At 64.5% G+C, this 14,124-nt stretch carries 12 protein-coding genes; 10 read left to right on the forward strand and 2 right to left on the reverse strand.

Annotated elements, in window-relative coordinates:
* Positions 1 to 9 precede the first annotated feature (9 nt).
* Genes murI through rdgB form a run of 4 tightly spaced genes read left to right on the forward strand, consistent with a single transcriptional unit; the run spans position 10 to position 3,320 of the window.
* Positions 10 to 1,050, forward strand: coding sequence for a glutamate racemase (gene murI / locus J7E82_RS10720; protein ID WP_374223609.1), 1,041 nt, complete (start codon positions 10 to 12; stop codon positions 1,048 to 1,050).
* A complete protein-coding gene (locus tag J7E82_RS10725) occupies positions 1,047 to 1,844 on the forward strand; it encodes an MBL fold metallo-hydrolase (protein ID WP_214862593.1) in 798 nt (265 codons plus the stop codon). The genes murI and J7E82_RS10725 overlap by 4 nt, the downstream gene beginning before the upstream one ends.
* A 58-nt stretch (positions 1,845 to 1,902) precedes the next feature.
* A complete protein-coding gene (gene rph / locus J7E82_RS10730) occupies positions 1,903 to 2,661 on the forward strand; it encodes a ribonuclease PH (RefSeq protein ID WP_251041735.1) in 759 nt (252 codons plus the stop codon).
* Positions 2,662 to 2,675: 14 nt separating this feature from the next.
* The gene (gene rdgB, locus J7E82_RS10735; RefSeq protein WP_214862594.1) at positions 2,676 to 3,320 is read left to right on the forward strand and encodes an RdgB/HAM1 family non-canonical purine NTP pyrophosphatase; all 645 of its coding nucleotides are present in this window, start codon (positions 2,676 to 2,678) and stop codon (positions 3,318 to 3,320) included.
* Positions 3,321 to 3,395: 75 nt separating this feature from the next.
* Here rdgB and J7E82_RS10740 read toward each other — a convergent pair whose 3' ends face one another.
* Positions 3,396 to 4,163 (reverse strand): DedA family protein, encoded by a 768-nt coding sequence (locus J7E82_RS10740; protein ID WP_214862641.1) that lies wholly within the window; start codon positions 4,161 to 4,163, stop codon positions 3,396 to 3,398.
* A 140-nt stretch (positions 4,164 to 4,303) separates the two neighbouring features.
* Between J7E82_RS10740 and J7E82_RS10745 the strand changes: the two genes are divergently transcribed.
* Both J7E82_RS10745 and J7E82_RS10750 read left to right on the forward strand, forming a co-directional pair.
* Positions 4,304 to 5,356 carry an exonuclease domain-containing protein gene (locus J7E82_RS10745; RefSeq protein WP_214862595.1) on the forward strand — a complete coding sequence of 351 codons (1,053 nt, stop codon included), beginning with the start codon at positions 4,304 to 4,306 and terminating at the stop codon, positions 5,354 to 5,356.
* Positions 5,357 to 5,434: 78 nt separating this feature from the next.
* On the forward strand, positions 5,435 to 5,977 hold the full coding sequence (locus tag J7E82_RS10750; protein WP_214862596.1) for a DUF4395 domain-containing protein: 543 nt from the start codon (positions 5,435 to 5,437) through the stop codon (positions 5,975 to 5,977).
* A 39-nt stretch (positions 5,978 to 6,016) separates the two neighbouring features.
* Here J7E82_RS10750 and J7E82_RS10755 read toward each other — a convergent pair whose 3' ends face one another.
* The gene (locus J7E82_RS10755; RefSeq protein WP_214862597.1) at positions 6,017 to 7,090 is read right to left on the reverse strand and encodes an ADP-ribosylglycohydrolase family protein; all 1,074 of its coding nucleotides are present in this window, start codon (positions 7,088 to 7,090) and stop codon (positions 6,017 to 6,019) included.
* A gap of 205 nt (positions 7,091 to 7,295) precedes the next feature.
* Between J7E82_RS10755 and J7E82_RS10760 the strand changes: the two genes are divergently transcribed.
* The 4 genes from J7E82_RS10760 to J7E82_RS10775 all read left to right on the forward strand — a co-directional run bounded on the left by J7E82_RS10760 (position 7,296) and on the right by J7E82_RS10775 (position 14,100).
* Positions 7,296 to 8,240 (forward strand): MIP/aquaporin family protein, encoded by a 945-nt coding sequence (locus tag J7E82_RS10760; protein WP_214862598.1) that lies wholly within the window; start codon positions 7,296 to 7,298, stop codon positions 8,238 to 8,240.
* 86 nt (positions 8,241 to 8,326) lie between these two features.
* Positions 8,327 to 9,514, forward strand: a complete 1,188-nt coding sequence (locus J7E82_RS10765; RefSeq protein WP_214862599.1) for an exonuclease SbcCD subunit D — start codon at positions 8,327 to 8,329, stop codon at positions 9,512 to 9,514.
* Positions 9,511 to 12,579 (forward strand): AAA family ATPase, encoded by a 3,069-nt coding sequence (locus tag J7E82_RS10770; protein WP_214862600.1) that lies wholly within the window; start codon positions 9,511 to 9,513, stop codon positions 12,577 to 12,579. The genes J7E82_RS10765 and J7E82_RS10770 overlap by 4 nt, the downstream gene beginning before the upstream one ends.
* Positions 12,580 to 12,678: 99 nt before the next feature.
* Positions 12,679 to 14,100, forward strand: a complete 1,422-nt coding sequence (locus J7E82_RS10775; RefSeq protein ID WP_214862601.1) for an MFS transporter — start codon at positions 12,679 to 12,681, stop codon at positions 14,098 to 14,100.
* Positions 14,101 to 14,124 lie beyond the last annotated feature (24 nt).

Here is a 14,124-nt window from a genome sequence, read left to right on the forward strand (position 1 = left end):
CGAATAATCATGAACTCAGCATCCGGGACACATCACGCCGTTCCTCCGGCGGCAGGGCCGCAGGGAGACAGCCCGGACGGCGGCAGCCTCGGATGGCGACCGATAGGCGTTTTTGATTCAGGAGTCGGCGGACTGACGGTTGCCCGCTCCATCATCGACCAACTGCCCAACGAGTCCATCCTCTACGTTGGCGACACCGCCAATGGCCCTTACGGACCCTTGCCGATCGCCGAGGTGCGCGCCAACGCCCTCGGAGTCATGGACGAGCTGGTGGATTCGGGCGTGAAGCTGCTGACGATCGCCTGCAACTCGGCGTCGGCGGCGGTCCTGCGTGACGCGCGCGAACGCTATACGGCCCGTTACGGCATCCCTGTCATCGAGGTAATCCAGCCCGCTGTACGTCGGGCCGTCTCGGCCACGCGCACAGGCAGGATCGGTGTCATTGGAACCTCGGCGACGGTAGGCTCCCGGGCTTATGACGACACTTTCGCCGCCGCCCCCGACCTCACCATTACCTCTGTGGCCTGTCCGGAGTTCGTCAATTTCGTCGAGGCAGGAGTCACCACCGGACCTGAACTCCTGGAAGTAGCGGACGGATACCTGGCCCCCCTGCGCGAGGCCGGCGTGGACACTGTTGTCCTCGGCTGCACGCACTACCCGCTGCTGACCGGCGTCATCTCCTACGTCATGGGGGAGGACGTGACGCTGGTTTCAAGCGCTGAGGAAACCGCCAAGGACGTCTACCGTGCACTTGCCACGAACCGGCTCCAAAGAACACTGGCCACGCCACCCAGCCATGACTTCATTGCCACGGGCGATGCCGTGCAGTTCGAAACCCTCGCCCGCCGCTTCCTCGGACCGGAAGTTCTGACTGTCCGGCACGTGGACCACGTGGCCGCCCAGTATCCCACCGGCAGCCTGGCCCGGATCACGCCTGAAATGCTGGAAGCCGCCCGGGCGGGCTCGGCCGCTGCAGGAGGCCCCCGCCGTTCCCACTTCGTCGAGCCATCCGCAGGAGCGAAAATTTCCGGGGGAGGCCTTGGCCTGTGAAGCTGACCATTGTGGGCTGTACCGGATCATTCCCGGGACCAGGCTCGCCGGCGTCGTGCTACCTGCTGGCTGCCAATGACGGAAACCGGGTCTGGAAGATTGTGCTGGACCTTGGCAGCGGTGCCTTGGGCGCAATCCAACGCTACACAGACCTGGAAGACATCGACGCGATCTTCCTGACGCACCTGCATCCCGACCATTGCATGGACCTTTGTGGCCTGCACGTGGCGGTGCGCTGGAAACCGGGCGGCTGGGGACGGGACCGCATTCCGGTCTGGGGACCGGCTGCGACGGCGGACCGCATGGCTACCGCCTACGGGCTGGAACTGGATCCGGGAATGCACGAGGAGTTCGACTTCAGCAACTGGTCGGAGCGGCGCAGCGTGGAAGTGGGCCCCTTCAAGGTGACGCCCTTCGCGGTCAACCACCCGGTTGAGGAGGCCTATGCGCTGCGGGTGGAAGCCACCGAGCTGGACAAGGATGGGAGGCCCATGACCAGGGTGCTCACCTACTCCGGTGACACCGACTCCTGCCAGGGGCTTGAGGACGCCGCTAAGGAAGCAGATCTCTTTCTGTGCGAAGCTGCCTTCGAGGAGGGTCGCGACGACGGCATCAAGGACGTGCACCTCACCGGGAAGCGGGCCGGAGAGGCGGCAACGGCTGCCGGTGCGCGACGACTGCTGCTGACGCATATTCCTGTCTGGACCTCCCAGACGAAGGTCATGGCTGAGGCAAGGCCCGAATTCGACGGCGACGTTGCGGTGGCCGTTGCCGGAGTGCACTACACGGTTTAGGTATGGTGCTGTTTGGGCACGGCACCGAAGACTGCATGGGAATCGATAAGCTGGTTTCATGACTTCTGAAGCTACAACCACCCCCGTTATCCGCGCCGATGGCCGCACCCCTGATCAACTGCGGCCGATCAGCATCACGCGAGGCTGGTCCAAGCAGGCCGAGGGCTCGGCGCTGATCGAGTTCGGCAACACCAGGGTGCTGTGCACAGCTTCATTGACAGAGGGCGTTCCCCGCTGGCTCAAGGGAGAAGGCCGCGGTTGGGTCACTGCCGAATACGCCATGCTGCCACGGGCCACAAACACCCGCTCGGACCGCGAATCCGTCAAGGGCAAGATCGGCGGCCGCACCCACGAGATCTCACGGCTCATCGGGCGTTCGCTGCGCTCCATTATCGACACCAAGGCCCTCGGAGAGAACACGATTGTCCTTGACTGCGACGTGTTGCAGGCGGACGGCGGAACACGCACCGCGGCGATCACGGGTGCCTATGTCGCCCTGGCCGAAGCCATCCGCTTTGCCCGGGAGAACAAGATGATCGCGCGTGGAGCCGAACCGCTCATCGACACCATTGCAGCCGTCTCAGTTGGCATCATCGACGGAATCCCGATGCTCGACCTGCCCTACGTCGAGGACGTTCGGGCCGAGACCGACATGAACGTAGTGGTCACCGGGTCCGGAAAATTTGTTGAGGTCCAGGGCACCGCCGAAGGGGCCCCCTTTGACCGCGACGAACTCAACGCGCTATTGGACCTCGCGCTTATCGGCACAGGCCAGCTCGCAGCCATCCAGCGCGAGACCCTGGCGGAGGCTCCGTGAGCACAGGGGGCCCCGTGAGTTCGGACGGCGCACGCCCGAGGCTGGTCCTCGCGACACACAACAAGGGAAAACTGCGTGAACTCAGGGAGCTTCTCCGCGGCCAGGTGCCCGGGCTCGACGTCGACACCCAGGTGATTGACGCCTCCGCCGCCGGTGCTCCCGACGTAGCCGAAACGGGTGTGACCTTTGCCGAGAACTCCCTGCTCAAGGCCAGGGCAGTTGCAGAGGCCACCGGCCTCGTGGCCATCGCCGATGATTCGGGTCTCGCCGTGGATGTACTGGGCGGGGCTCCCGGAATCTTCTCGGCACGCTGGGCAGGGCGGCACGGCGACGACGCCGCGAACCTGCAGCTCTTGCTCGCCCAGCTGGCCGACGTACCTGACGAGCATCGGGGAGCCGCGTTCGTGTGTGCGGCCGCCCTCGCATCCCCTGCTTCAGATTCTGTCCCGGCGAACGAGGTGGTGCAGTATGGCCAGCTTGAAGGTACCCTCTTGCGGGAACCCCGAGGCGACGGCGGCTTTGGCTACGACCCCATCCTGCAGCCGAAGGGCATGGACAGGAGCTGCGCAGAGCTTTCGGCGGAGGAGAAGAACGCCATCAGCCACAGGGGCCAGGCGTTCCGCGCGCTGCTGCCAGCGATTGTGGAGGCACTCAAGTAGTTAAACAAGTCTGTCCCGGCGCTTGCGGCCCGGGACAGACTCGTATAACTAGCGTGGCTCAGAAGAGCGGTGAAGCTAAGGGTTGGTCTTGCGCTCCTCTTCGGGAGCGTGCTCCTCGATGAATTCCTCCACGACGTCCGTTCCGAACTGCGCGGCCTGGCGCTTCGCCGAGATGCCGCGAAGTACCTCCACGCCGATGGGAAGGACGGAGAGCAGGACGATGATGATGAAGATAATGTCCAGGTTCTCCCGGATCCACGGCACGCTGTCGCCCAGCAGGTAGCCCAGGAGCGTGACTCCGCCGCCCCATAGGACCGCGCCTATGACGTTGAAGAGGAAGAACTTCCGCTTATCCATCTGGGCTACACCCACAATCACCGGCACGAAGGTGCGGATGATCGGCACAAAGCGGGCCAAAATGAGCGCCTTGCCGCCGTGCTTTTCGAAGAACGCGTGGGCGCTCTCCACATTCTCGCGCTTGAAGAGGCGAGAGTCGGGTTTGTTGAAGATAGCCGGGCCGGCCTTGGAACCGATGAGGTACCCCGTCTGGTTGCCGACAATTGCCGAGACGATGATAAGGGCAGCCAAGAGCCACACATTGAATTTGATGGTGTCAGTGGCTACCAGCAGGCCTGCCGTGAACAGCATCGAGTCTCCCGGCAGGAAGAAACCCACCAGAAGCCCCGTTTCTGCAAAAACAATGCCGCACACCAACAGGACGACCCATGGCGCCAGGGCGGGGTCTGCCAGGAAAACCTGGGGATTCAGCCAGTCAGGGAGGAATGAAGCCATGTGCGGTTGCACTGGTCCTGCCCCCAAAGTGGATACGGCAAAGTCACTTATCGCAGAAAGGGTCACCGTCCAAGGGTACTGGAGGCCGCCAGCGGGATAGGCCACGTACACGTGTAAAGGAGATACGAAGCACAGGAAGACTCGCCGTCCCGTGGACCGGAGGCACGGCGATGGGACGGTAGCCTTGGGCTGTGGCTTTGGACTTTACGGCGATCGATTTTGAAACAGCGAACGGTTTCCGGGGCTCCCCTTGTTCGGTGGGCCTGAGCAAAGTCCGAGGCGGGGTGGTCGTAGAGGAGGCCTCCTGGCTCATGCGCCCGCCGGAACACCACGACCATTTTGACTACCACAACGTGCGCGTCCACGGCATTCGCGCTGAAGATGTGGCCGATGCTCCACGCTTTGGCGAACTCTTCCCCGAAATCGGCGCTTTCATCGGCGATGACATCCTTGCCGCCCATAACGCAGCATTTGACCTGGGCGTCATCCGTTCGGGGCTCGAAGTTTCCGGATTGGCAGGGCCGGCCTATGAGTACGTCTGCACAGTCATGCTGTCGCGGCGCTGCTATTCGCTGGTGTCGAACTCCCTGCCTTACGCGGCCGAGGAGGCAGGCGTGCCCTTGGTCAACCATCACGACGCCGCCCAGGACGCACGTGCCTGCGCCGGCATTCTCATCGATATTGCCAGAAGGAACAACGCCAACAGCATCGCCGAACTCTACCTTTCACTGGGACTTGCGATTCCGAAGCAGCCGGCGTTCGATCCCTTCCGCGGGCTCTCCAAGGCGACGACGTCGGCATTAGCGGCACGCCACGACGGTGCCGGTTTCGGCGGAGCCCAGTTAGGTGCTGTCGACGCCGGCCTGGTGGCAGGAACCTCGGTGGTCTCCGCCGTCGAACCTCTGCGGAAGCGGTCCGGCTGGCCTGAAGAAGGTCCCAATCCGCTGCCGAATCCTTCGGCCGAGCCCGGCCACCCGCTGTTCGGCCAGACCGTCGTATTCACCGGGGACCTTGGTATGCCAAGGCCTGAGGCCAAAGTTCGTGCTGCGGAAATGGGTGCACGGCCTGAAAGCCGCGTCACTGCCCGAACCACAGTGCTGGTGGTGGGGGATGGCTTCGTTGCCGCCGACCTGCGGACCGGGCGACTCACGGGCAAGGCACAGCGGGTCCTGGACCTCCATGGCAAAGGCCAGAAAATCGAGGTGCTCTCCGAGGGGGAGTTCCTGCAGATGGTGGGCGGATAGCGGGGAACCGCCCCTGTATGCGGTCATAGTGCGCAACAATGCTTCCAGGCCACAGACCGTCCCTCCTAGCCTAGGAAGATGACCAACGGGAACAACGCCGCCGACACCCGGACTGCACGAGACGGAGTGTCGGTTCCAGACTGGAAGGCGCTCTTCGCGTTCCCCAACTCCGTCAACGAGTATGCCGCCCGGATCACTGCCGGGCTCGTGGTCGTCCTCGCCGTCGCCACTTTGCTGACGGGCTGGGGCTGGGGACTGCTCCTTATCGCCGCCGGGTTCTGGCTGCGCGTGCTCTTCGGCCCGCGGATATCGCCCCTGGCGCTGTTGTCCGTCAAGGTCCTGGCCCCGCGCCTTGGCCGTGTGAAGCTCGTGCCGGGGCCGCCCAAGCGCTTTGCCCAGGGCATCGGAGCGGGATTGACGACGGCGGCTGCCGTGCTGTTCCTCGCAGGCGCCGCACCTGCTGCCTGGGCGTTGCTCGTCGTGCTGATCGTGGCGGCTTCGCTTGAAGCTTTCCTGGGCTTTTGCCTTGGCTGCGCTATCTTTGGCTACCTTCAGCGCCACGGCCTGATTCCCGAGGACGTGTGCGAGGCCTGCAACAACATCACCCTCCGCCGCCTCTAGGCTGCGGGGCTTCGGGTTTTCCCCTGTAAGGGGCGCCCATCAGCCGGACGTGACCGCTATCAGCCGATCCGCCATTCCTCGGATAATCTCTGTTCCTTCAAGTTCCCTAAGCCAGGATGCCGGCAGGGCCTCTTCCCCGTAGAGCGTGCCGAGGATATTACCGGCGATAGAGGCAGTGGAGTCACTATCGCCCCGGTGATTCACGGCAATGGCAATGGCGTTCCGGAAATGCTCCTCCGGATCCCTTGCCTCAGCAGTGGCGAGGACTGCATACGTGCCGATGGCGAGAGCCTCTTCAGCAACCCAGCCCTCACCCAAGGCCACGGACAATTCCTCCGGGGCAGGCTTCGCGCCGTTTTGTACCAGCTTCAGTGCCGCAGCGAGGCGTTCAAGCAATTCGGAGGCGGCATCAGGGCGTGCGGAGACATAGTCCAGCGCAGCGGTAGCTGCGGACTGGACGTCCAGGCCGCGGGTGATCTCGTGGATGATGAGGCTGAACGCCCCGGCGCTTTGGCGGGCTGATGGGTGCCCATGGGTCAGGGCAGCGCCGTCAGCACTCAGCTTGTAGATCGTCTCCCTGGAAATATGGGGGATGAGACCGAACGGCGCCGAGCGCATGACTGTGCCGCAGCCCTTGGAATCAGGGTTGACCGGCCTCGCGACTGTTCCCATGTGACCTCCGGCGAGGCCGCTGATGCAGGCCTTGCCGGGCGCCCGGCGGTGGCGAAGTATTTCGTGGCTATCGATCCAGCGGGGCAGGGGAACAGGGGCCGACGGCGGCACTTGCTCACCTTGGGTGGCGAGCCAGCGAAGGTAGGCCAGCCAAAGGCATGCTGTCTCGTCCGCGGCGACTCCCTCGTTGGCCCACTCGAGCGCCTCCACGAGTCCATCAACCGTGTAGAGCGTCATCTGCGTGTCGTCCGAGAAGTGGCTTCCGCCGTCGAGCTGTTCGAATGAGGTGAGGCCGCCCTTGCCGTAGCGCTCGCGGATAGCCTCCAGCGAGTCGAATTCAACGGCGTAACCAAGGGAATCACCCAGGGCGCCGCCCAGGAGGCAGCCGCGAACCCTTGACTGGTACGTAGGCATGGCTGTCTGGGGGAGGTGAACACTCATACGCCTAAATTTACCGCCCACTCCGGGCAGCTTCGCATTCAGTCGGGTACGCCCTATGGTCCGGCGCCCCAACAATCGCGGCTTATGGCCTTGGACGCTAAGCTCGATTCAGGAATCTTCCAGACTGGGCTGGCAGGATACTGCAGGTCGCTTTGACGTCAAGACCCGAACTCCCGAGACCCCGAACTAAGGATCAGCATTCCCTATGACTACCCCTGTGCCATCGATCGTGCGTGGTCCCGGACTTGCAGCCCGGCTGTCCGCTGAGGCTCTGGGGACATTGTTCCTTGTCATTGCTGCGCTAGGCGTTCCCCTCTTTACGATTCCCCAGTCCAATCCGTTGCCTGCGGCGCTGGCTGCGGGGCTGGCCGTGACAGCGGCAATGCTGGCCTTCGCGCATGTTTCCGGTGGACACTTCAATCCGGCCATCACCCTGGGCAACCTGATTGCCGGCCGGATCAGTCCGCTTCAGGGCGCCGCGTACTTGGGGGCGCAGCTTATCGGTGCCATGTTTGGCGCGTTGACGTTGTTCGGCGTCGTCCGCACAATTCCCGCCATCAGCGACAGCCGCGCCGCGTTCGACACCGTGACGGCCGGATTCGGTGAGCATTCATCGATCCAGGCGCCAATGGCCGGGGTCCTGCTCCTGGAAGTCGTTGGCGCAGCGCTTCTGGTGGCGATTTTCCTTGGAACATCGTCACCTCGGACGGGCAACAGGATGGCGGCGCCGTTCGCAGTGGGTCTGACCCTCGCCGTCCTCCTCCAGATTGGACAGTCCATCGGCAACGCTCCGTTCAATCCTGCACGCGCCACGGCTTCGGCACTTTTCAGCTCGTCATGGGCATTGGAGCAGCTTTGGCTTTTCTGGATTGCGCCCCTGGTGGGAGCGGCCGTCGCCGGACTAGTGTTCCGCGGCATTGGTGACGCAGCATCTCCCGCCGCAGCCAAAGTTGCCTCGGATCGTCCTGAACCGGCTATTCAGGATGCAGACCAGGATGACTTCGGGGTCACGGAAGATGGTTCGGTGACCAAGGCTTCCGACGCCGGTACGTCCGACGCCGGTGCGTTGCATGGCGACGCGTCCCCGTCCAAGCCTGCAGACTCAGGGACCGACGAGGCGCGGGACTTCTTTGACGGCAAGCGGAACTAGCGGCGCCTGCGAACTCAGGTAGCCCGATCATCCCGGCACGGCCGTGCCGCGCCAGGAATGTCACAGGCTCCGGCTAGCTTAAAAACATGCGGTTATTGCACACCTCGGACTGGCATCTGGGCCGGTCATTTCATGGCGTCGGAATGCTGGACGCTCAACGGCACTTCGTCGACCAGCTGGTTGACCTCGTGCGCCAGGAGGCCGTAGGCGTCGTCCTGATCTCCGGCGACGTCTACGACCGCGCCCTTCCCGGAGTGGACGTCGTGAGGCTGCTGGACGATGCCCTGGTCCGGATCACTGAGGCAGGTTCCCAAGTGATCATGACCAGCGGCAATCACGACTCCGCCATACGCCTGGGTTTTGCGTCCCGTTTGCTGGAGCGCGGGGGAGTCCATCTGCGGACCAGCATTGAAGAGCTCGATCGCCCCATCCTGCTGCCCCTCGACGGGTCCATTCCCGATGGGAAGGACAACGGTGGAGCCCAGCTTGCTGTCTACGGAATCCCCTTTCTCGAGCCCCGCCTGGTAGCCGACCGCTTAGGCACCGCTCCGGGACACTTCGACGTCACAGCCGCCGCCGTCGAACGCATACGTGCCGATCTCGAGCAACGGACCGGGCAGGGCATCGTACGCTCCGTTGTTCTGGCCCATACCTTCGCCAGCGGCGGAATCACCTCGGACAGCGAGCGGGAGCTCAGCATCGGCGGCCTGGGCGCAGTGCCCCTGGACCTCTTTGACGGCTTTGACTACACAGCCCTGGGACATCTCCATGGACGGCAGAGCTTGTCGCCCACTGTGCGGTACTCCGGATCTCCCATTGCCTATTCCTTCTCCGAGGCAAGGCACAGCAAGGGGGCCTGGCTCATAGATCTCGACGCCGGAGGCGTACGCGAGGTGAGGGAGGTTGACTGGGAGGCGCAGCGCCGGCTCGCGATACTGCGGGGACCTCTGGAGACACTGCTTGCAGCGGAGGATTACGGCTGGGCGGAATCGGCCTATTGCCACGTCACGCTGACTGACGTGGAGCGTCCCGTGCGGGCGATGGACCGCATCCGGGCTCGTTTTCCTGACACCCTTGTCCTGGGATTCGAACCGGAGGGCGCTGTGGAGGGGGTCCGGACGAGCTACAGCAGCAAACTGGCCGAGGCGCGGGATGACCTCGGGATATGCTGCGGCTTCGTGGAGCATGTCCGTGGACGCCCTGCCAACGAGGCCGAAGAATCAGCCCTCCGTGCGGCACTGGACGCTGTTCGGCTGGAAGGGGCTGAGCGATGAGGATTCATCGCCTTGAGATCGAGGCCTTCGGGCCGTTCGCGGGGCTGGAGGCCATTGACTTCGATCAACTTGGCTCCCATGGTCTTTTCCTGTTGAACGGCCCAACTGGAGCAGGAAAAACCAGCGTGCTGGACGCCATTTGCTTCGCTTTGTATGGCTCCGTTCCGGGGGCCCGCCAGGACGGGAAGCGACTCAGGAGCGATCACGCCGCCCCCTCCGCAGAACCCCGCGTGCTGTGCGAGTTTTCGGCGAGGGGGCGCCGCTTCGAGGTAACACGCTCGCCCGCCTGGGAGCGTCCGAGCGCCCGCGGAAGCAGCGGCTTCACAACCCAGAAGGCCAAGACCCTGCTGCGCGAACGCGTGGACGGCGCCTGGATCGAAAAGTCCGGCCGCAACGACGAGGCCGGGGGTGAAATCACCGCGCTGCTTGGCATGGACCGCGAGCAATTTACCAGGGTCGTCATGCTTCCGCAGGGCGACTTCGCTGCATTCCTTCGGGCCAAGGCGGCTGACCGGCTGGACCTGCTGCAGAAACTGTTCGGAACCCAGCGCTTCGAGTCGATTGAGCAGCAGCTTTCCCGGGAGGCGGCGGAAGCCAGGAACGATGTTGCGGACCATGAGGCAAGGTTGCGCCTCCTGGCCAACCAGGCGGAGGCCGAATTCGCTGCGCTCGACTTGGCGAAAGCCGAGTCAGCCGAGCACGATCTCCCTACCCAGCACGATCTCCCTACACTGTCCGGCGGCCTTTCCACACTGTCCGGCGCCGGCCCTGATTCCACCGAAGAACTGCTCAAGACATTCCGCGACGCCGCTGCCGCCGAAGCGGAGCGACGACGCGCTGAAGCCGAAGACGTGGCCTCGGACACGCAGCGGCTTGCACGCCGGTTCCAGTCCGAGCAGGAGAAGGCCGGCCGCCATCTCAAACTGGCGGCAGCAACTGACCGCCGGGCCGCATTGACAGCGGCCGAACCCGCTGTTGCCAGCTCTCGCCGTCGACTGGACCGCCACCGCCAGGCGCTGATGCTCCGCGGCCAGCTTGCCGCAGTCGATGCGGCGGGCGAGAAGAGTGCAGCGGCTGAGGCGCGGCTCAAGGCCGCAGCCTTCGCGCTTGCCGGGAAGATCCCCGGTGCAGCGGAGCCCGCCGTTCTCTTGACGGCGGTGACGGAAGACATCGCTGTCCTGGAGGCCAGGATTCCCGATGAACGGAAGCTCGAAGATCTCGTTGCCAGGATCGGAAAGCTGGAGGCGGAAGCTGTCCGCAACTCGGCACACCGGGAACGGTCGGCCGCTGCGCTTAAGGAAATCCAGCTGTCGGAAAACCGGCTTGCAACAGTGATCAACTCCCTGGAAGGACGCGCGGGCGGCCTTGCTGAAGCCGAGAGGGCAGCAGCAGACGCCCGCCTGATCATCGATGCCGTCGCCCGTTACGGGCAGGCCAGGGAGGCTGAGAAAGCGGTTGAACTCGGGCATCTTGAGGCCAAAGAGCATTCGCAATCCCTGCGCCAGGAGTGGCTGGACTTCCGCGAGGCGCGTCTTGCCAACGCTGCCGCAGATTTGGCCGCCCTGCTGGAAGAGGGCATGCCCTGCCCCGTTTGCGGAAGCGCCGAGCACCCGCAGCCCGCCGGAGCCGCCGGTGATGGCCTGGCCATAGCCGAGGAGGAGCAGCGCGCGCGGGAAGCATTCGACGCCTCTAGCGACGAAGTTGAGCAGCTGGCCCGTGAACTTTCCGAAGCGCGACAGCTAGTGGCCCTGCTCGCCGGCAAGGGCGGCTCCGCAGATGCCGCGGAAGCCAGCGAGGCCGGACGGCGTGCGCAGGCGGCTGTTGAGGCAGCACGGTTCGCGTCGGAGGAACTGGCAAGGATCCTCACTGAACGCACGCGCCTTGCCGAAGAAGCGGCTTCGCTTAACGAGCAGCTCATCCGGCTTGAGGCCGAATCACTCCAAACGTCCTCGCTGCTGGCTGCCCTCTCAGAGCAGCGCGATGCCCTGGATGCCCAGCTGTCGGCATTGCGGTGCGGGTATCCAAGCCTTCGACACCGGGTTGGCGCGCTGCACGTGGACAAACTCCTGCTCCAGGAAACAGTTCAGGCCGCCGAGAACGTCCAACGGGCTGCGGATTCCCTTGCCGAAGCAGAGTCGGGACTTCTGGAATCCCTGCCCGCCGCCGGGTTTGCCTCCGTCGAGGAGGCGCGGGCCGTGCTGTTGCCAGAGGACGAGGCTCGAGCCCTTGAACATGACATAGCGTCGCACGCTTCCGAGGCCGCCAGGGTCGAGGAGCTGTTCTCTTCCGAAGACCTTGGGCTGGCCGCCAAGGAGGTGGAAGTCGGCGAGTTACCCCTGGCAGCACAGGAGCTGGAAGACCTCCGCCGATCCGTATCGGCCAAGGAAGATGAGAGCCGCCGACTCTACGTCGCCACTGCATTGGCCGACAAGGCCGGCTCACGGCTGGCCGAGATTATGGACAAGTATGTGGCAACCGCGGAGGAGGGCCGGAAACCAAGGGAGCGGGCGGAACTGCTATCCCAGCTGGCAGAAACGGCCCGCGGGTCGGGGGAGAATTCCTACCGCATGAGCCTGAACAGCTATGTCCTGGCAGCGCGGCTCGAACAGGTCGCGCTGGCGGCGTCAGAGCGACTGGTAGCCATGAGTGACGGACGGTACACATTGCAGCATTCGGATGCCAAAGCCGCCCGAGGGGCCAGGTCCGGTCTTGGCCTTCAAGTGCTGGACGGGTGGACTGGACAGCTGCGCGATACCTCCACCCTTTCCGGTGGCGAATCCTTCATGGCCTCCCTGTCCCTGGCGTTGGGGCTTGCCGACGTCGTGCAGCAGGAGGCCGGAGGGATAGACATCGAAACCCTCTTTGTGGACGAAGGCTTCGGAAGCCTGGACGAACAAGCGCTCGAACAGGTCATGGATGCCCTCGAGGGCCTTCGGGATGGTGGTCGTGTGGTGGGGCTGGTCAGCCATGTGGGCGAAATGAAGCAGCGGATCGGCGCCCAGCTGCAGGTCATCAAGGGACGCCATGGTTCCAGCGTGCGCGTCTCAGAGGCCGTCCCCGCGTAGCGATCAAGGCAGTCGTCCTGCTCCGGTACCATGGAATGGTTACCGGGTATCGCGCACCGGGAGGAGGGACGGTGCGCATGACTGAACGAGCCCGGATTTATGACAAACCCTTCCTCCCCGGCCAGCGCTGCGCCGTCGGACCTTGATTCCCCTGCTGATTCCCGGACCACCCTCGCGCCGACAGGCACTGAGACCCCTCAATCAGCCCGGAAGCCCGGGCCGCAACGCGTACCGGGCCGCTTCGCCCGCCTTCCGGAACTGGCCGGGCGAACCTTCCTTCCCCTCGGGCTGTTTGCCCGCTTGCCGCTCGCAATGCTCACGGTAGGCACGTTGACGCTGGTTACCTCAGCCAGCGGATCCTATGCCATTGGAGGCGCGGCTGCCGGTGCTGTCGGGATTGGGTCGGCCCTGGGCGCCCCGGTCCTGGGCTCGCTAGCGGACCGCTCCGGCCAACGCACGGTGCTGCTTTGGTCCGCCGCGGCAAATTCGCTCGCCGTTACTCTCCTTCTGGTTATTTCGTACCTGGATCAGGGTCCGGCGTCCCTGGTGGACTGGTGGCTCGTGCTGACAGCGGCTTTCGCTGCCGGCGCCAGCTGTCCCCAAGTAGGCCCCATGGCGCGCGTCCGGTGGATGGCCCTGATAACAAGAAATCTCACATCGGGGACCAAGCGGACCAGCGTGGCCTCGAACCGCGCCGACCTCGACACCGCCCTCGCCTATGAAGGGACGGCGGACGAAATTACCTTCGTCCTGGGACCCGCCCTCGTGGGAATTCTGGCAAGCATGGTCGCTCCCTGGCTTCCGCTCGCAATCGCCGTGCTGCTGACGATCACGCTCGTTCCCCTGTTCGCTGTGCATCCCACACAAGGAGCCGTCACCCTTACGCCTCCCAAGGCGCGTGCCTCCGTCGAGCAGTCCGGGCCGGGGGCCGGAGCGTCCCGGAAACAGCGTCCTCGCCGATCGAGAGCTTTGCTCGCCGTGGCTCTGCCGGTCCTGGCCATGCTGTTCATGGGATCCTTCTTCGGCGCCACGCAGACCGCGCTGACAGCATTTGCCTCCGTGTTCGCTACTGCTGAAGCTGCGGGGCTGCTGTACGCGGTGATGGGATTGAGCAGCGCGGTGGCCGCGCTCTCTGTGGCCTTCTGGCCGCAGCGCTTTGGCCTGGGCGCCCGTTGGCTGTTTGCTGCCGGAGCCATGGCGTGCATTGCCTTGCTGCTCCTGTGGCAGGGAGGGCTCGGGACGATGATTGGGGTGCTGCTCCTTCTCGGCGTCCCGGTCGGGCCCGTTATGGTTACCGTTTTCGCCATCGGGGGGATCGTGGCACCCGAGGGACGCCTGTCCACTGTCATGACCGCCCTGGCCAGCGGAATCGTGGCCGGGACGGCCGTCGGATCCGCGCTTGCAGGGCAGTTGGCACAGGATCACGGCTACGCAGCAGCCTTCATGGTGTCTGTCTCAGCGGCCGGTGCTCTGTTCCTATTGGGCGCGGCATCCTTACCGTTGCTGCGTGAACGTCGCTAGGGCAGGTGGCCGCTGCACCCCAGC

Source organism: Arthrobacter sp. ISL-30 (assembly GCF_018613855.1).
Lineage (GTDB): Bacteria > Actinomycetota > Actinomycetes > Actinomycetales > Micrococcaceae > Arthrobacter.

What these genes read in the sequence shown, in the direction of transcription:
- J7E82_RS10755 (WP_214862597.1), bottom strand. Translation starts at nt 7,090, where the DNA reads ATGAGTGTTCACCTCCCCCAGACAGCCATGCCTACGTACCAGTCAAGG.
- J7E82_RS10775 (WP_214862601.1), top strand. Translation starts at nt 12,679, where the DNA reads ATGACAAACCCTTCCTCCCCGGCCAGCGCTGCGCCGTCGGACCTTGAT.
- J7E82_RS10760 (WP_214862598.1), top strand. Translation starts at nt 7,296, where the DNA reads ATGACTACCCCTGTGCCATCGATCGTGCGTGGTCCCGGACTTGCAGCC.
- murI (WP_374223609.1), top strand. Translation starts at nt 10, where the DNA reads ATGAACTCAGCATCCGGGACACATCACGCCGTTCCTCCGGCGGCAGGG.
- J7E82_RS10750 (WP_214862596.1), top strand. Translation starts at nt 5,435, where the DNA reads ATGACCAACGGGAACAACGCCGCCGACACCCGGACTGCACGAGACGGA.
- J7E82_RS10770 (WP_214862600.1), top strand. Translation starts at nt 9,511, where the DNA reads ATGAGGATTCATCGCCTTGAGATCGAGGCCTTCGGGCCGTTCGCGGGG.
- rph (WP_251041735.1), top strand. Translation starts at nt 1,903, where the DNA reads ATGACTTCTGAAGCTACAACCACCCCCGTTATCCGCGCCGATGGCCGC.
- J7E82_RS10765 (WP_214862599.1), top strand. Translation starts at nt 8,327, where the DNA reads ATGCGGTTATTGCACACCTCGGACTGGCATCTGGGCCGGTCATTTCAT.